Annotated in this window: 17 protein-coding genes; 3 read left to right on the top strand and 14 right to left on the bottom strand. The window is 64.3% G+C overall.

Annotation, left to right across the window (positions count from 1 at the left end):
• Positions 1 to 57: 57 nt before the first annotated feature.
• From purD to B597_RS28655, 11 genes are all read right to left on the bottom strand, one after another.
• Entirely contained in the window at positions 58 to 1,350 is a 1,293-nt protein-coding gene (gene purD / locus B597_RS28705; RefSeq protein ID WP_003293173.1) for a phosphoribosylamine--glycine ligase, read from the bottom strand.
• 118 nt (positions 1,351 to 1,468) lie between these two features.
• Positions 1,469 to 3,073 (bottom strand): bifunctional phosphoribosylaminoimidazolecarboxamide formyltransferase/IMP cyclohydrolase, encoded by a 1,605-nt coding sequence (purH, locus tag B597_RS28700; protein ID WP_003293171.1) that lies wholly within the window; start codon positions 3,071 to 3,073, stop codon positions 1,469 to 1,471.
• 76 nt (positions 3,074 to 3,149) lie between these two features.
• Positions 3,150 to 3,470, bottom strand: coding sequence for a DNA-binding transcriptional regulator Fis (gene fis, locus B597_RS28695; protein WP_003293170.1), 321 nt, complete (start codon positions 3,468 to 3,470; stop codon positions 3,150 to 3,152).
• Positions 3,467 to 4,480, bottom strand: a complete 1,014-nt coding sequence (gene dusB / locus B597_RS28690) for a tRNA dihydrouridine synthase DusB (protein WP_003293168.1) — start codon at positions 4,478 to 4,480, stop codon at positions 3,467 to 3,469. The genes fis and dusB overlap by 4 nt, the downstream gene beginning before the upstream one ends.
• A gap of 398 nt (positions 4,481 to 4,878) precedes the next feature.
• On the bottom strand, positions 4,879 to 6,114 hold the full coding sequence (locus B597_RS28685) for a DUF3426 domain-containing protein (protein ID WP_024161739.1): 1,236 nt from the start codon (positions 6,112 to 6,114) through the stop codon (positions 4,879 to 4,881).
• A 104-nt stretch (positions 6,115 to 6,218) separates the two neighbouring features.
• The gene (gene prmA / locus B597_RS28680) at positions 6,219 to 7,100 is read right to left on the bottom strand and encodes a 50S ribosomal protein L11 methyltransferase (RefSeq protein ID WP_003293166.1); all 882 of its coding nucleotides are present in this window, start codon (positions 7,098 to 7,100) and stop codon (positions 6,219 to 6,221) included.
• Between the two features lie 149 nt (positions 7,101 to 7,249).
• Positions 7,250 to 8,599: an acetyl-CoA carboxylase biotin carboxylase subunit gene (gene accC, locus B597_RS28675; RefSeq protein WP_003293165.1), complete on the bottom strand. Its 1,350-nt coding sequence runs from the start codon at positions 8,597 to 8,599 to the stop codon at positions 7,250 to 7,252.
• A gap of 17 nt (positions 8,600 to 8,616) precedes the next feature.
• A complete protein-coding gene (gene accB, locus B597_RS28670) occupies positions 8,617 to 9,072 on the bottom strand; it encodes an acetyl-CoA carboxylase biotin carboxyl carrier protein (protein WP_003293163.1) in 456 nt (151 codons plus the stop codon).
• Positions 9,073 to 9,142: 70 nt separating this feature from the next.
• Complete coding sequence (gene aroQ, locus B597_RS28665; protein ID WP_003293162.1) at positions 9,143 to 9,586, bottom strand: type II 3-dehydroquinate dehydratase; 444 nt, start codon at positions 9,584 to 9,586, stop codon at positions 9,143 to 9,145.
• 206 nt (positions 9,587 to 9,792) lie between these two features.
• Positions 9,793 to 11,595, bottom strand: a complete 1,803-nt coding sequence (locus B597_RS28660) for a protein-disulfide reductase DsbD (RefSeq protein WP_024161738.1) — start codon at positions 11,593 to 11,595, stop codon at positions 9,793 to 9,795.
• Positions 11,596 to 11,626: 31 nt separating this feature from the next.
• Positions 11,627 to 11,962 carry a Rieske (2Fe-2S) protein gene (locus tag B597_RS28655; RefSeq protein ID WP_003293160.1) on the bottom strand — a complete coding sequence of 112 codons (336 nt, stop codon included), beginning with the start codon at positions 11,960 to 11,962 and terminating at the stop codon, positions 11,627 to 11,629.
• A gap of 133 nt (positions 11,963 to 12,095) precedes the next feature.
• On the opposite strand from B597_RS28655, the gene B597_RS28650 reads away from it, so the two are divergent.
• From B597_RS28650 to B597_RS28640, 3 genes are read left to right on the top strand one after another with little or no spacing between them, the layout of a single operon-like run.
• Positions 12,096 to 13,133, top strand: a complete 1,038-nt coding sequence (locus B597_RS28650; protein ID WP_024161737.1) for a FecCD family ABC transporter permease — start codon at positions 12,096 to 12,098, stop codon at positions 13,131 to 13,133.
• On the top strand, positions 13,130 to 13,900 hold the full coding sequence (locus B597_RS28645; RefSeq protein WP_419184899.1) for a heme ABC transporter ATP-binding protein: 771 nt from the start codon (positions 13,130 to 13,132) through the stop codon (positions 13,898 to 13,900). Before B597_RS28650 ends, B597_RS28645 begins: the two co-directional genes overlap by 4 nt.
• Positions 13,901 to 13,911: 11 nt before the next feature.
• A complete protein-coding gene (locus tag B597_RS28640; RefSeq protein ID WP_003293155.1) occupies positions 13,912 to 14,796 on the top strand; it encodes a ChaN family lipoprotein in 885 nt (294 codons plus the stop codon).
• A gap of 208 nt (positions 14,797 to 15,004) precedes the next feature.
• Here B597_RS28640 and B597_RS28635 read toward each other — a convergent pair whose 3' ends face one another.
• From B597_RS28635 to B597_RS28625, 3 genes are all read right to left on the bottom strand, one after another.
• The gene (locus tag B597_RS28635; protein ID WP_003293154.1) at positions 15,005 to 15,802 is read right to left on the bottom strand and encodes a Crp/Fnr family transcriptional regulator; all 798 of its coding nucleotides are present in this window, start codon (positions 15,800 to 15,802) and stop codon (positions 15,005 to 15,007) included.
• 109 nt (positions 15,803 to 15,911) lie between these two features.
• Entirely contained in the window at positions 15,912 to 16,175 is a 264-nt protein-coding gene (locus tag B597_RS28630) for a TfoX/Sxy family protein (protein WP_003293152.1), read from the bottom strand.
• A gap of 18 nt (positions 16,176 to 16,193) precedes the next feature.
• Positions 16,194 to 16,979, bottom strand: coding sequence for a class I SAM-dependent methyltransferase (locus tag B597_RS28625; RefSeq protein ID WP_003293151.1), 786 nt, complete (start codon positions 16,977 to 16,979; stop codon positions 16,194 to 16,196).
• Between the last annotated feature and the right edge of the window lie 34 nt (positions 16,980 to 17,013).

Here is a 17,013-nt window from a genome sequence, read left to right as displayed (position 1 = left end):
TGCGCGCGGTAGCGATAAAGCAGGGCGCCGCGCGCATTCCCGGTGACAGGCTGTGTTTCAGCCTTCGCCCAGCTCGCGGGCTATGGCGCGATAGCCGATGTCCTGGCGATAGAAGCAGCCATTCCAGCGGATTTTTTCCGCCAGACGGTAGGCCTGCTGTTGCGCCTCGGCAACGCTGCGACCGATGGCGGTGGCGCAGAGCACACGTCCGCCAGCCGTTACCACCTGGCCCTGGCTGTCGAGTGCGGTGCCGGCATGGAATACCTTGCCATCCAGCGCAGCGGCTGCATCCAGGCCTTCGATGACATCACCCTTGGCGTAGTCGCCGGGATAGCCGCCCGCGGCCAATACCACGCCCACGGTCGGGCGCGGATCCCAGGTCGCCTCGACCTTGTTCAGTGCCCTGGCCAGCGCGGCCTCGATCAGCAGCACCAGGGAGCTTTCCAGGCGCACCATGATCGGCTGGGTTTCCGGATCGCCGAAGCGACAGTTGAACTCGATGACTTTCGGCTTGCCGGCCTGGTCGATCATCAGCCCGGCGTAGAGGAAGCCGGTGTAGACGTTGCCCTCGGCAGCCATGCCGCGCACGGTCGGATAGATCACCTCGTCCATTACGCGCTGATGGACCTGCGGGGTGACTACCGGTGCTGGCGAATAGGCGCCCATGCCGCCGGTGTTCGGGCCGGTGTCGCCGTCGCCGACGCGCTTGTGATCCTGGCTGGTGGCCATCGGCAGCACATGTTCGCCGTCGACCATGACGATGAAGGAGGCTTCCTCGCCGTCGAGGAACTCCTCGATCACCACGCGTGCTCCGGCGTCGCCGAAGGCATTGCCGGAGAGCATGTCGCGTACGGCTTCCTCGGCTTCTTCCAGCGTCATCGCCACGATCACGCCTTTGCCGGCGGCCAGGCCGTCAGCCTTGACGACGATCGGAGCGCCTTTCTCCCGTAGGTAGGCCAGGGCTGGCTCGACTTCGGTGAAGTTCTGGTAGTCGGCGGTAGGAATCGCATGGCGAGCCAGGAAATCCTTGGTGAAGGCCTTCGAGCCTTCCAGCTGGGCAGCGGCGGCAGTGGGGCCGAAGATGTCCAGGCCGCGCGCGCGGAACAGGTCGACCACGCCTTTGACCAACGGTGCTTCGGGACCGACGATGGTCAGCTGCACATTGGCGGCGGCGAAGTCCGCCAGTTGTTCGATGGCCAGTACGTCGATGGCGACGTTCTCGCACTTGGCTTCGGTCGCGGTGCCGGCATTGCCCGGGGCGACGAACACCTTGGCGACGCGTGGGTCCTGTGCGACCTTCCAGGCCAGGGCGTGCTCGCGGCCGCCGCTGCCGATGATCAGTACGTTCATTGCGTTCTCCTTGGGGAGTCGGGCCGGTGGCCCGATCGGTGGATAAGCAAAGCGTTACCCACCCTACGATGTCTGGCGTTCCATGCAGGGTGGATGGCCGAAGCCATCCACCAGCGGATCAATGACGGAAATGGCGCATGCCGGTGAATACCATCGCGATGTTGGCTTCATCGGCGGCGGCGATCACCTCGTTGTCGCGCATCGAGCCGCCCGGCTGGATCACTGCGGTGATACCGGCCTTGGCCGCATTGTCGATACCGTCGCGGAACGGGAAGAAGGCGTCGGACGCCATCACCGCGCCGGGTACCGGCAGGCCGGCGTGCTCAGCCTTGATCGCGGCGATGCGTGCGGAGTTGACCCGGCTCATCTGCCCGGCACCGACGCCGACGGTCTGGCGGTTCTTGGCGTAGACGATGGCGTTGGACTTGACGAACTTGGCCACTTTCCAGGCGAAGATCAGGTCGTGGATTTCCTGCTCGGTCGGCGCGCGCTGGGTGACGATCTTCAGGTCCGCTTCGGTGATCATGCCGATGTCGCGGCTCTGGATCAGCAGGCCACCGTTGACGCGCTTGTAGTCCCAGCCCGGGCTGCGCTCGGCCGGCCACTCGCCGCATTCGAGCAGGCGCACGTTGGCCTTGCTGGCCACGACGTCACGGGCGGCCTGGGAAACCTTGGGCGCGATGATCACCTCGACGAACTGGCGCTCGACGATGGCCTGGGCCGTCTCGCCGTCCAGCTCGCGGTTGAAGGCGATGATGCCGCCGAAAGCCGATTCGCTGTCGGTGGCGTAGGCCAGGTCGTAGGCCTTGCGAATGCCGCCTTCGTCGTCAGGCACCACCGCGACGCCGCAGGGGTTGGCGTGCTTGACGATCACGCAGGCCGGCTTGGTGAAGCTCTTCACACACTCCAGCGCGGCGTCGGTGTCGGCCACATTGTTGAACGACAGTTCCTTGCCCTGCAGTTGCCTGGCGGTGGCGACGCAGGCTTCTTCCGGCTTTTCGACATAGAAGGCCGCCTGCTGGTGCGGGTTCTCGCCGTAGCGCATGTCCTGCGCCTTGATGAACTGCATGTTGTAGGTGCGCGGGAACAGACTGCGCCCTTCGGTGCTGAGCTGCTCGGTGCTCTGGTCGATGCCGCCCAGGTAGTTGGCGATCATGCCGTCGTAGCCGGCCGTGTGCTCGAATGCCTTGAGCGCCAGGTCGAAGCGCTGGGCGTAGGTCAGCCCGCCGTTCTTCAGGTTTTCGATCACCGACGCATAGTCTTCGGCATTGACCACGATGGCGACGTCCTTGTGGTTCTTCGCCGCGCTGCGGACCATGGTCGGGCCGCCGATGTCGATGTTTTCGATGGCATCCGGCAGGGTGCAGCCAGGCTTGGCCACGGTGGCAGCGAAGGGGTAGAGATTGACCGCCACCAGGTCGATCGGCGCGATGCCGTGCTCGGCCATCACTGCCCCGTCCAGGTCGCGACGACCAAGGATGCCGCCGTGAATCTTCGGGTGCAGAGTCTTCACCCGGCCATCCATCATCTCCGGGAAGCCGGTGTAGTCGGCGACTTCGACGGCAGCGATGCCGTTCTCGCGCAGCAGCTTGAAGGTGCCGCCGGTGGAGAGGATCTCGACGCCGAGGGCTTCGAGGTCGCGGGCGAAGTCGACGACGCCGGTCTTGTCGGACACGCTGATCAGCGCGCGGCGCACGGGAAGGCGGGTGGTTTGGTCGGTCATTGACGGTTCCTAGAGGCTACAGGCTTGAGTCCGCGAAACCGGCAGGTGCGGACAGCCGCGCCTGCCAGCTGCCGCGTCAGAGCAGGTCGTACTGTTTGAGTTTCTTGCGCAGGGTGCCGCGGTTCAGGCCCAGCAGCTCGGAAGCCTTGGTCTGGTTGCCCTTGACGTAGTGCATCACGGTTTCCAGCAGTGGTGCTTCCACTTCGGAGAGTACGAGGTTGTAAACGTCCGTGACGTCGGCACCTTCGAGGCGGGCGAAATAGTTGTGCAGCGCTTTCTCGACGCTGCCTCGCAGCGTCTGCCCCGCTTCGCTCGGCGTGTTCAGGTGCTGCTTGAGGTTCAGGTTGTCACTCACGGATGTTGTTCCACTTACCAATGTTTCATTCAACAGCGTCATGCGGCCACCTCTGTTCCATCCACCGAGCCAGGCCCTGAGCGTTGTTCGGCAAAGAACTGCCGAATGCTGAGGCCCTGTGCATCCCTGTCTTCCAGATGATTGAAACGGGTGCGGAAGTCCCCCGCGCCCGGCAGTGTTGCGAGATACCAGCCCACGTGCTTGCGGGCGATACGGACTCCCATCACCTCGCCATAGAATTCATGCAGCGCCTGCACATGCTCGAGCAGGGTGCCTTCGATCTCGTCCAGCGTCGGCGCCGCCAGCAGCTCGCCGGTGCGCAGATAATGCTCCACTTCGCGAAAGATCCACGGGCGACCCTGCGCCGCACGGCCGATCAGCAGGCCATCCGCTCCGGTTGCCCGCAGTACCTGGGCGGCCTTGTGCGGCGAATCGATGTCGCCATTGGCGAACACCGGGATCGACACTGCCTGCTTGATGGCGGCGATGGTGTCGTATTCGGCATCGCCGGTGTACAGGTCGGCGCGTGTCCGGCCGTGAACGGCAAGCGCGGCGATGCCGGACTGCTCGGCAATGCGGGCGACAGCCAGGCCGTTCTTGTTCTGCCGGTCCCAACCCGTACGAATCTTCAGCGTCACCGGGACGTCCACGGCACCGATCACGGCTTCGAGGATCTGCGTGACCAGTTGCTCGTCACGCATCAGCGCCGAGCCGGCGGCCTTGTTGCAGACCTTCTTGGCCGGGCAACCCATGTTGATGTCGATGATCTGCGCACCCAGCTCCACGTTGCGCCGTGCGGCCTCGGCCAGCATCTGCGGGTCGCCACCGGCGATCTGCACCGAGCGCGGTTCGGGCTCGTCGGCGTGCGGTATGCGCAGGCGCGACTTGCGACTGTTCCACAGGCGCACGTCGCTGGTGAGCATTTCCGAGACCACCAGGGCTGCGCCGAAGCGGCGGCACAACTGGCGGAACGGCTGGTCGGTCACACCCGCCATGGGCGCGAGGATCAACCGGTTCGTCAAGGTGTAAGGGCCGATGCGTACCGCTGACATGAAGATTCCCTGCTTGGGGCCTGCTTGTTAGAGCCTGTACGAACTAGCGAGCTAGCGTCCTGCAAGGCGCAACGACCAACGGGAGAAACAGCCGAAGGATGAGCACCAGCGAATCAACAGGCGAGGAATGGTCGGAGTCGCGGGCGACTTTACTGATGTAATGAGCATTCCAAGCCTGTTTTAACGCAGCAGGGCCGACGCGCAGCAGATCCTGAACAGGTTCTTTGGTCGATCGGGACTACAAAAAAGGGTGGGCATAATACCCGCTCCGCATGACGGGTTAAAGGCTGTTTTGAACAAATTCTGAACAGCGCCGGGCTTATCGCCAGGAGTTTGCCGGCCCTGACCGGCGACTCGTCGAATGGTCGCGGGTCTGATCTTGCTGGGATGGCATCGCGTCACTCCGGGGAGTGGAAGCTCAGGCTGTAGTTCACCGCTTTCGCGCCCGGATCGAGAATGTCCAGCGCAATGTGGATCGGAACCTGGGGTGGCATCTGCGCCTGGCCGGCCATTTCGCCGGACAGGTACTCGCTGGGCTTGAAGCTGCGGCTGGCGAGCAGTTTGCCGTTCAGGTCGGCAAAGCGGATCTCCAGCAGCGGAAAGGGCTGCGCGAAGGCGGCGCGGTTGTAAAGGATCGCGTCGACCACCAGTGCTCCGGTGAAGTCCGGATGGCTGCGCACGATCAGGTTGCTACTCTTGATCTGCGAGATGTCGACCAATGCCGGCAGTTCGCAGCCCAGCGTCGGACAGATCCGCTCGAACCACGGGCGATACTCGGCCTGTCGTGACAGCGCGTCGTAGTTGTACATGACGTACTGGGCGCCCAGCGCGAGCAACGCAAGAAGGTTCAGGAGGCCCCAGCCAAGCCGGCGTGGCCATGGGCTCTTGCGCTCCTGCCAGTCCAGTTGCAGCGGCTCGTCGTCAAGTTCGAACAGCGGTTCCTCGCGCAGGTCCGGTTCGTGTAGCAGGGGCGCGACCGCTTCGGCAGGTTGCGGCTCGCGTTCCGCTAGCACCAGTTGCGGCTCGATCCGCTCGTTATGCGCCTGTTGCGCCCTGGCAGCGGACAGCGGGCGGGCATTCATCGCCAGTGGGGCCGGTTGCTGGGGCGCATCCGCGGTGACCGGTGCAAAGGTGACCGTGTCGTCGCTCCGGCTCGCGGAGGGCTGCGTGGCGCTCCGCTCGACGGGCAGGGGTTCGGTCCGGTTTTCGTCGAGTCTGGCTGCGGCAGCAGGCTGCGCCTCGAGGGGCAGGGCGGTGCCGTCGTCGCGTTCCGGCGCGTTCAGGTCGTTCGACAGCTCGCGCTCCTGGCGCTCCAGCTTGGCCAGTTCTTCGTCGAGGTCAAGGCTGTCCAGATCCAGGTCGTCATGGATCCACAGCGTGTCATCCGGTGTGTGCGATACAGGGGTGACGTCCGCTGGCCTGGCGCTCTGCTCCGGGGGCAACACACTGCGGGCCGCGGGTGGCGTGCTCAGGGGGCGGGTCGGGTCGAGCTCATCGCGCAGCAACTGGTGGGCAGCATTGAACACCTGAAGGCAGGCCCCGCAACGGACTGCTCCACGCGCAGCGCGAAGCTGGCTGCGGCCGATGCGAAAGCGGGTGCTGCAGTGGGGGCACTGGGTGATGAAGCTGGTCATGCGTGGTTCCGCGCGAATGTGCCGGCTAGTCTAGCGCATGCGGGTCGGCCAGCGGCAGTGATTGGCAGGCGCTGGCGCGCAACCGTGCGGACAGCGTCGCAAGCTCAGGCGCGGCGCACGCCGCTGATGCGTACCCAGCCATCCTTCTCGGCGGTCGGGTCGAGTTCGAATGCTTGTTCGTAGGCCGCACGAACTTCTTCGGCCTGCTCGGCGAGAACGCCGGAGAGCGCCAGACGCCCGCCCGGCTTGACCAGTGCTGTGATGCGGGGCGCCAGCGTAACCAGCGGGCCGGCGAGTATGTTCGCGACCACGATATCGGCCGGCTGTGGTGCCAGTTGTTCCGGCAGGTAGAGCGCGAAGCGCTGCTCGCCGATGCCGTTGCGCACTGCATTGTCGCGCGAGGCTTCCAGAGCCTGGATATCGATATCGGTGCCGACCGCGTGAGCGGCGCCCAGCAGCAGGCCGGCAATGGCAAGAATCCCCGAGCCGCAGCCGAAGTCCAGCAGCGTTTGCCCGTCGAGGTGCTGGCCATCCAGCCACTCGAGGCACAGCGCGGTGGTGGGGTGGGTGCCCGTGCCGAACGCCAGGCCGGGGTCGAGCAGCAGGTTGACGGCATCCGGTTCCGGCGCGGCATGCCAGCTCGGCACGATCCACAGGCGGCGGCCGAAGCGCATCGGCTGGAAGTTGTCCATCCAGCTGCGTTCCCAATCCTGGTCTTCGATCACCTCGACCTGATGCTCGGGCAACTCGCCGCCGCGCAACAGTTGAAGATGGGCGAGCAGGGCGTCCGGGTCGGTGTCGGCTTCGAACAATGCCAGCAGGTGTGTGTGCGACCACAGCGGGGTGGTGTTGAGGTCCGGCTCGAAGATCGGCTGGTCCTCGGCGTCCATGAAGGTCACGGAAACCGCACCGAGATCCAGCAGCTGGTCTTCCAGCGCTTCGGCCTGATCGGGGGTGATGGCGAGTCGAATCTGCAGCCAGGACATGGGAGGCTCCCTTAGGGAGCAGCTTCAAGCTTCAAGCCTCAAGCTGCAAGAATAAAAAGAAGGAGCGGCCGAGGCCGCTCCAGAGGTGTGCATCATAAGCTTGCAGCTTGCAGCTTGCAGCTTGCAGCTTGCAGCTTGCAGCTTGCAGCTTAGTGCTTGTCCATACCCAGTTTCTTCTCCAGGTAATGGATGTTGACGCCGCCCTTGCAGAAGCCTGGATCGCGAACCAGGTCGCGGTGCAGCGGGGCGTTGGTCTTGATGCCGTCTACGATCAGTTCGTCCAGGGCATTGCGCATGCGGCCCATGGCCTCGTCGCGGGTGGCGCCGAAGGTGATCAGCTTGCCGATCAGCGAGTCGTAGTGCGGCGGTACCGTGTAGCCGTCGTACAGGTGCGAGTCGACGCGCACACCATTGCCGCCCGGGGCGTGGAAGTGCTTCACCTTGCCCGGGCTGGGCATGAAGGTGCGCGGGTCTTCGGCGTTGATGCGGCATTCGACGGCATGGCCGCGAATGACGACGTCTTCCTGCTTGAACGACAGCTTCTGGCCGCCGCCGATCAGCAGCATCTCCTTGACGATGTCGATGCCGGTGACCATCTCGGTAACGGGGTGCTCGACCTGCACGCGGGTGTTCATCTCGATGAAGTAGAAGTTGCCGTCTTCATAGAGGAACTCGAAGGTGCCGGCGCCACGGTAGCCAATGTCGATACAGGCCTTGACGCAGCGGGCCTGGACCTTGCGGCGGGCTTCTTCGTCGATCAGCGGGGCGGGGGCTTCCTCGATCACCTTCTGGTGGCGGCGCTGCAGCGAGCAGTCGCGATCCCCCAGGTGGATGGCGTTACCTTGGCCGTCGGCCAGCACCTGGATTTCCACGTGGCGCGGGTTGGTCAGGAACTTCTCGAGGTAAACCATCGGATTGCCGAAGGCTGCGCCGGCTTCGTTGCGGGTCAGCTTGGCCGAGGCGATCAGGTCCTCTTCCTTGTGCACCACGCGCATGCCGCGACCACCACCGCCACCGGCGGCCTTGATGATCACCGGATAACCCACCTCGCGGGCGATGCGCAGTGCTTCCTGCTCGTCTTCCGGCAGCGGGCCGTCGGAGCCGGGTACGGTCGGTACGCCGGCCTGCTTCATCGCGTCCTTGGCGGACACCTTGTCGCCCATCAGGCGAATGACGTCTGCGGTCGGGCCGATGAAGGTAAAGCCGGATTTCTCCACCTGTTCGGCGAAGTCGGCATTTTCGGCGAGGAAGCCGTAGCCGGGATGGATGCCATCGGCCCCTGTTACCTCGGCGGCGGCGATGAGCGCCGGGATGCTCAGGTACGACTGGGCGGAAGAGGCCGGGCCGATGCACACGGACTCGTCGGCCAGCGACACGTGCATCAGGTCACGGTCGGCAGTGGAGTGCACCGCCACGGTCTTGATGCCCAGTTCCTTGCATGCGCGCAGGACTCGAAGGGCGATCTCGCCGCGGTTGGCGATCAGTACTTTTTCCAACATCGCTGGCTCTCCGCGGTTCAAACGATGGTGAACAGCGGCTGGTCGTATTCGACCGGCTGACCATTCTCCACCAGGATGGATTCGATGGTGCCGCTGATCTCGGCCTCGATGTGGTTCATCATCTTCATGGCTTCGACGATGCAGAGGATGTCGCCTTTCTTAACGCTCTGACCGACTTCGACGAACGCCTTGGATTCCGGCGAGGATGCACGGTAGAAGGTGCCGACCATCGGCGAGCGGACCACATTGCCGTTCAGCTTGGGCGCGGCGGGCGCAGCGTCGGCAACCGGGGCAGCAGCTACCGGGGCGGGTGCCGGTGCGGCCGGAGCCTGAGCGTAGATCGGCTGCTGCATCGCGACCTGCTTGCTGTGGCGGCTGATGCGTACCGACTCTTCACCCTCGTGGATTTCCAGTTCGTCGATACCGGACTCTTCCAGCAGTTCGATCAGTTTCTTGACTTTGCGAATATCCATGAAGCATTGACTCCCAGGTAAGTTCAAAGGGCATTGCTGCTCGCTTCTTCAAGACACTCGGTGGTGTCCCTCAGGAAGCAGCGAGTTGTTCCAGGGCGGCCTCCAAGGCCAGCCGGTAGCCGCTGGCGCCAAGGCCGCAGATCACCCCTACCGCTACGTCGGAGAAATAGGAGTGATGGCGGAAAGGTTCACGTTTGTGCACGTTGGACAGGTGCACTTCGATGAATGGGATGCTCACGGCCAGCAATGCGTCACGTAACGCGACGCTGGTGTGCGTGAAGGCTGCGGGATTGATCAGGATGAAGTCGACGCCTTCGCTGCGCGCGGCATGGATGCGTTCGATCAGCTCGTATTCGGCGTTCGACTGCAGGTGCAGCAGATGATGTCCGGCATCGCGGGCGCGCTGCTCCAGATCCTGATTGATCTGGGCCAGCGTGACGGCGCCGTAGACGCCTGGCTCGCGGGTACCGAGCAGATTGAGGTTCGGGCCGTGGAGGACCAGAAACGTGGCCATGCATGTTCCTTGTTTTTCTAGGTGCGCCGACCCGCGCTACAGGCTGGGTGGCGAGAAAGGAAAAACTATGCCCCAAGCATGGGCTGACTGTCCAGTCATGTCGCGATCGCGGTAAATGCCCGCATTATGTCTGGAGATTGCCGCAATGATGCGGCGGCGTCGGTGGTCGCGATGACGGCCGCTGCCGCCGTGGCCGAGAGCCGGTGCTAGAGCAGCGTCGCGGCCTGATCCAGGCGTTCGCCAAAGCCGGCGGCGTCGATCTCGCCGATCACCCGGACCTCGCTCAACTCGTCCCCGCTGCGATCGAAGAACAGGATGGCCGGCGGTCCGAACAGCTTGTAGCGGTCCAACAGGCTGCGCTGGGCGGCGTTGCTTTCGGTGATGTCGAAGCGGATCAGGCGATAGTCGGCTAGACGTGGTGCAATCCGTGGGTCGGCGAAGACTTCCCGCTCGATGACCTTGCAGCTGATGCACCAGTCGGCGTACCAGTCGAGTATCAACGGTTGACCGGCGGCACGTGCAGCGGACAGCTGGGCGTCGAGCTCGGCGGGCGTCGATATGCTGTGCCAGCCTTCGCTCGACGGATCGCCTGGCACCGAATGAACGGCAGTGGGCAGTGGCCTGAGTGGATCGGAGCCGCCCTGCAGCGCACCGACCCAGGCCGCCAACGCATAGACCAGCAGGGCCAGCCCCAGCAATTGGGCGAGCTTCTGGCGCGGCGACTTGTCGGTGAGTTCCAGAGTGCCGAGAAACAGCGCGCTGCCTGCGGCCAGCAGGCCCCACAGGGCCAGCGCGATCGGGCCGGGCAGGACGCGCTCGAGCATCCATACCGCGACGGCCAGCAACAGTACGCCGAAGGTATTGCGCACGTTCACCATCCAGGGGCCGCTCTTGGGCAGCAGCGCGCCGCCGCCAGTGGCGAACAGCACCAGCGGTGCCCCCATGCCCAGGCCCAGCGCGAACAACTTCAACCCGCCGCCCAGTGCGTCGCCACTGGCGCTGATGTAGAGCAGCGCACCGGCCAGGGGCGCCGAAACGCATGGCGACACTAGCAGGCTGGAGATTGCGCCGAGCAGCGCCGCGCCGGTGAACGAGCCTCCGCGCGCGCTGCCAGCGAGGCGGTCCAGGCGGCTGCTCAGCGCCTGCGGCAGACGCAATTCGAACACGCCGAACATCGACAGCGCGAACGCGACGAAGAACAGTGCGAAGGGCACCAGGACCCAGGGTGACTGTAGGCGAGCCTGCAGATTCAGTTCCGCGCCGAACACGCCCATCAAGGCGCCCAGTACGGCGAATCCGCCGGCCATAGGCAAAACGTACGCCAGCGACAGGAGCAGGCTGCGCGTTCCGCCTGGCTGATCGCGCAGGACCACGCCAGTGAGGATCGGCAGCATTGGCAGTACGCAGGGCGTGAACGTCAGGCCGAGACCGGCGAGGAAGAACAAGGCAATGGATCGCCAGGACAGTTCGCGCTCGGTCGCCTGGCCGGGCGTCGCGGCTGTGGTTGGCGGGGCGGCACCCTCGCCGATGGGGATCGACTCGGTCTCGGGCGGATAGCACAGCCCCTTGTCGGCACAGCCTTGATAGGAAACCTGCAGGACGAAGGGGCGGTTGTCCGGGTTGGTCACCGGCAGTTCGATATCGATGATGCCGTAGTAGGCTTCGATTTCCCCGAAGTAGTCGTCGACCTTGGGCACGCCATCGGGTAGTCGGGCCTCGCCGATCCTGATGTCCGCCTCGCTGGCCTGGAAGGCGAAGCGATGGCGATACAGGTAGTAGCCTTCGGCTGCGACGAAGCGAAGTCTGATCTGCTGGGGTGTCGTCTCGACCAGGCTCAGCCGGAACGCCTCGCGCACCGGCAGGAAATCGGCACTGTTGTTCAGCGCGCCGCCGAAACTGACGCTGGGCTTGTTGTCGAACAGGCCGGCGTTGGCGGGAATTGCGAAGAGCAGGAGCAGCAGGGTCAGCAGGCGACGCATGGCAATCTCACGGTAAAGCGGTGGCGGCATGATAACCAAGCCTGGCTCGCGGTGCCCGCGTTCAACTGCCGCGCAGGCGATCGGTTTGCAACCAGATGCTGTCGTCCTGCTCGACCGCGTCCAGCCGCCGCAACGCCTGGCCGGCGCATGGCCCGGCCACGCATTCGCCCGACTCGATGAGGAAGAGTGCGCCATGTGTCGCACATTGAAGCAGGCTGCCGCTGTCGTCGAGAAACCGGTCGGGCAACCATTCCAGCGGCACGCCACGGTGCGGGCAGCGATTCTCGTAGAGGTACGCCTGGCCGTCCCTGCGGACCGCCAACAGTTTCAGGTCGCCCAGGGTGAAGCCTCGGCTCTGGCCCTCGAGCAAGTCGGATGTCGCACACAATCGGATCATCTGGCCCCTCCGGCATGAACCGCGATTATCCCGCAGTGCTCGTCCTGGTGCAGCCGAATAATCCGCCGCGCACTGGCGATGCTGGCGGTGGCCTCTTATTCTTCGCCGCTCATACCGCTTGGCGTCGCTCCCGATGGGCTCTCTGGTTTCCGTGCGACTTCTCTTTCCGATGCTCGGCCTGCTGTTGCTGATGGCGATCTGGCTGTCATTGGCGACGGGGCCGCTGAATCTGGCCCTCGGGGATAGTCTCGCGGCTGCGCTGCGTCTAATCGGAGTACCCGTCGAGCGAGACGGTCTGGAGCAGGCCGAGCTGATCCTGGCGCAGATCCGCCTGCCGCGCACGCTGCTTGGCTGTGCAGTGGGGGCGGTGCTGGCGCTCTGCGGGGTTGCCATGCAGGGACTGTTCCGTAATCCGCTGGCAGACCCCGGACTGGTCGGCGTCTCGAGTGGCGCGGCACTCGGTGCGGCGCTGGCCATTGTCGGCGGCACTATGCTGCCGCAGCTTCCGGTGGCCTGGGAGCCCTATGTGCTGTCCGCGTTCGCCTTCGTCGGTGGGCTTGGAGTGACGCTTGCGGTGTATCGCCTGGGCCGGCGAGACGGGCGCACCCACGTCGCTACTATGTTGCTCGCGGGCATAGCGCTGACCGCGCTGGCTGGTGCCATGGTCGGGCTGTTCAGCTATCTGGCGGATGACACGACGCTGCGCTCGCTGACATTCTGGAACCTTGGCAGCTTGAATGGCGCGAGCTATGCGCGGCTCTGGCCGCTGTTGCTGATTACCGGGGCTGTGGCGTTCTGGCTGCCACAACGGGCCAACGCATTGAACGCGCTGCTGCTTGGTGAGTCGGAGGCGCGTCATCTGGGCTTCGATGTCGAGCGCGTCCAGCGTGAGCTGGTGATCTGTACGGCGCTGGGCGTCGGGGCTGCGGTGGCTGCCGCGGGCCTGATAGGCTTCGTCGGACTGGTTGTGCCGCATCTGATGCGCTTGCTGGTGGGGCCGGATCATCGTCTGCTGCTGCCGGCATCGGCTCTGGCCGGTGCCAGCCTGCTGTTGCTTGCCGACGTAGCGGCCCGTCTGCTGATCGCGCCAGCCGAACTGCCGATCGGCATCGTCACGGCGTTGCTTGGTGCGCCGTTCTTCCTCTATCTGCTGCTGCGGGAGCGCGTGTGATGCTGATCGGCGCGGATCTGGTGGTGTGCCGTGGCACCCGCAGGGTACTGCAGGGCGTGTCGCTCGAGTTGCACCCTGGCCAGGTATTCGGCGTGCTCGGACCAAATGGTGCGGGCAAGAGCACCCTGCTCGGGGCGCTGTCTGGCGAACTGGAGTGCTACGCGGGCAACGTGTCTCTGCATGGAAGGCCGCTTCGTGACTGGCCGGACATGCAGCGGGCACGCTGCCTGGCGGTGCTGCCGCAAAGCTCGACGCTCGGCTTCGCCTTTCGGGTGGCGGATGTGGTGGCGATGGGGCGCCTGCCTCACCGCAGTGGCCGCGAGGCCGATGCCGGTATCGTCGGGGCTGCGCTCGCCGCTGCGGACGCATCGCATCTTGCTTCGCGCAGCTACCTGAGTCTTTCCGGCGGCGAGCGCCAGCGGGTCCATCTCGCTCGAGTGCTGGCGCAGTTGTGGCCGGGTGGAAGCGACCAGGTTTTGCTGCTCGACGAGCCCACTTCAATGCTCGATCCTGCCCATCAGCACAGCATCTTGCTGGCCATCCGGCGTTTCGCCGAGCAGGGGTGTGCCGTGCTGGTCATCCTGCATGATCTGAATCTGGCCGCCCGCTACTGTGATCGGCTGCTGCTGCTCAAGGACGGTATTCCACAGGCTGCAGGCGCGCCGGCCGAGGTCTTGCGGGCCGATCCGCTGCACGCGGTGTTTGGTCTGGACGTACTGGTCGAGCGTCACCCCGAGCGCGGTCATCCGCTGATCATTGCCCGTTGAAGGAGTTCTTCATGCACATCGTTCTGCTGCTTGCATTGGCGTTCCTGAGCGGATGCCAGTCGCTGCCTCCGCTCCCGGCCTGGCAAAGTCCTGAGGGCCGGGAACATCCCGACCTCGGTGTGATTGTCGACCTGCGCAGCGGACATGTCCTGACGCCAGGGCAACTGGTCAGGGCGCTCCAGGCATATGATGGTGTGCTGGTGGGGGAGCGGCATGACAATCCGGACCATCACGCCTTGCAACTCTGGCTGCTGCAGGCGCTGGGTCGACAGCGCGAACAGGGCAGCCTGCTGCTGGAGATGCTCGAGCCTGAACAGCAGCAGCGCGTCGATTCGGTAAGTGCCGAAATGCGTAATGGCCACAGACCCTCGGCTCTGCCTGAGGCGCTGGGCTGGCAGAAGGGCTGGGACTGGAGTCTGTACGGGCCGCTGGTCAGCCATGCGCTCGCGCAGAAGTATCCGCTACTGCACGCCAACCTCGGCCCGGACGAAGTCATGTCGGTCTATCGATCTGCTCCCGCGCTTGAGGGACGATCCTCTACGGCTGCCCCGGTGCGGGACGCGCTGCTCGCTCAGATCGAAACTTCCCATTGCGGGATGCTGCCCGCCTCGCAACTGCCGGCGATGCTTGCCGTGCAGCAGCAGCGTGACCGGCGGATGGCCGAGCGCCTGCTTGCCGCGCCGAAGCCGGCGATGCTATTGGCAGGCGCATTTCATGTGCGGCGTGATCTCGGGGTTCCGCTGCATGTGGATGATCTGGCGACGATGCCGGTCGGCGTGTTGATGCTGGCCGAGGCGGGGGAGAAGGTAACTGCCGCGCAAGCCGACTTCGTCTGGTACACGGCAGCACAGTCGGGACGGGATCATTGCGAGGAGCTGCGTAGGCGCAAGCAGTAGGCAGTGGCTTTTTTGGGAAAAAAAAGACCCGGCAGAGCCGGGTCAAAACCGTGATTAGCCTGATGAGGAGATAAGCTGAAGGATCGACTGCCTGAGCCCTCAGCTATCGGCTGATCTCGCGACCAGTTGCGATAATAATAACAATTCTCATTCGTGAGTCAACCGCCTTTCGTGAAAATACTCGTGCGCTGCGAATGCTGGATTCTTTCTACACGGCAACGTCGATACGCAGCTGGGTGACTTCCTTGTTCAGCAGGTCGATCCGGCGCGCCATGCTTTCGATCAGGCTATGGGCAATGCGTGGATTGCTTTGCGTCAGGCCGAGAAATTGCTCCTTGGGAATCACCATGACCCTGCAGGGCTCGCAGGCGATCACCGTTGCGCTACGACGCTCGCGGGTAAAGACCGCCATGGCGCCGAAAATCTCGTCCTTCTGGACGTCCCCCACCTTCTGCCCGTCGACGATGGCCTCGGCGTGGCCTTCGATGATGATGAACACATTGTCCGCTTCGTCACCCTGACGGATCAGTTCCTCTCGCGCGGCAAAATGCCTGAAGCCGGTAGCCGGGCGAATGTCCGGTTGCTTCAGGCGGGCAAGGGCGTCGCCAAGCAAGGCGGTATGGCCGATCAGGTACTGGGTGAACAGTTCCTGGCGCTGCGCATCGGCATAAATGTGCTGGAACACCGCACTACGTGAATACGGCACCAGACTGACGGGCTCGTCGCTGCTGTAGCGGCACTCGGGCTGGTCGCCCGGCTGGCGCAGGCCTACCAGGTCTCCTTCCTGAAGGTAGAACAGCGCCTTGCTGTCTACCCGCGCATGCAGCAGGCCGCTCTCGATGATGAACAGTTGCTGGGGTGGCAGTGCCGCACAAAGGTCGTCGCTGTGTTTGAATTTGAGGTTGGGGCCCGATGGCTGCAGGCCCTCCAGCAACTGGCTGGGAATGGCTTGAAGCCGGCTGGTCAGGTGATCGGCATACGCCGGTTGTTCCCCGAGTAAATACATATCGGTAATCCTTGAACGAGCGGCAGGCGATTGGCAGAAAGCGTTGACGCACAATAGGCTGGGCTGGCGAAGCGAGTAAATCCTGCCGAGCAGAGGTTGTGAGCTGGCTCTAGTTGTCGTGCGCGTCGTTCAGGTTCCGGTTCAGTTCTTCCTTCAAAGGCGACGGCAGTTGTTGCCAGGGCATGTCCCGCAGCGCGCCTTCTATCGCGTACAACAGCACCTTCGATGCGCCAAATCCGCGGGCCTTCACCGCACGATAGGAACTGACCGAGCCCAGGCGCCGAAGATCGGCAGCGGTGTGAATGCCCGATGCGTGCAGCCACTGGACCGAAGTCTTGCCTAGATTGCGAAGCGAAAGCAGTTCGTCGTGCATGGCGGCGTCCTTGCGGTACTAGCGGTTTGGGAAGCCTGTCAGGAAGTGCAAAGGCCAGCCGACAAGGCGCCGTCGTTCGGCCGGGCCCCAGGCCGACAGCAATTGGGGTTCAAGCATCGCGACGGGGTCGCGGTGATGGCGCTGCTGCCATTTCTTCACCGCCGACCAGGTGCGCAGATAGCCCAACAGCTCCGTCAGGCTCCAATGCGCCTCGAGCGCAAACGCCGGGGTGTCGATGCGGGCAAAGGGCGGGCAGATGTCCCGATAGCCGGCATCGACGCTGGAGCGCCCGGCAGGCCAGTAACCGCCGAGGGTATCTGTGTAAAGCTGCTGGATGATCGCATCCACATCTGTCGAGACCTCCAGCAGGCTATAACACCATGCGCAGAACAGCCCGTGTGGCTTCAGGGCGAGTCGTGCCTCTGCGAAAAAATCCGGCGTGGCAAACCAGTGCAAGGCCTGCGCGACCACCAGCAGGTCGAGCTGGCCGCTGCGTAGCGGCAGTCGCTCGGCTTCGGCTACGAAGCATTGCACCTTCGGCCAGTTACCTCCTGCTTCGAGCTGCTGGGCGCTGGCGTCACACGCCAGGACGCGACGAAAGTGTCGTCTCAGCGGAAAGCTGGCCTGGCCGTTGCCTGCAGCGAGATCCAGCGCCGTGTCGGTGCTCTCGCACTGTTCTGCGAGCCAGGCGAAGAGCGCGTCGGGGTAGGTCGGTCGATAGCGCGCATAGTCATCGGAACGGCTGGAAAACAGCTGGACGCTATCGCTGCCCGGCGCAGGTGTACGTGATTCGCTTGCAGACATATCGGTTTTCCATGTTTGGCCTACCGACGAAGTA

The organism is Stutzerimonas stutzeri KOS6 (genome assembly GCF_000307775.2).
GTDB classification, from domain to species: Bacteria; Pseudomonadota; Gammaproteobacteria; order Pseudomonadales; family Pseudomonadaceae; genus Stutzerimonas; species Stutzerimonas stutzeri_B.
Note: the sequence above shows the minus strand (reverse complement) of the source record. Positions and strands in the feature narration are given on the sequence as shown.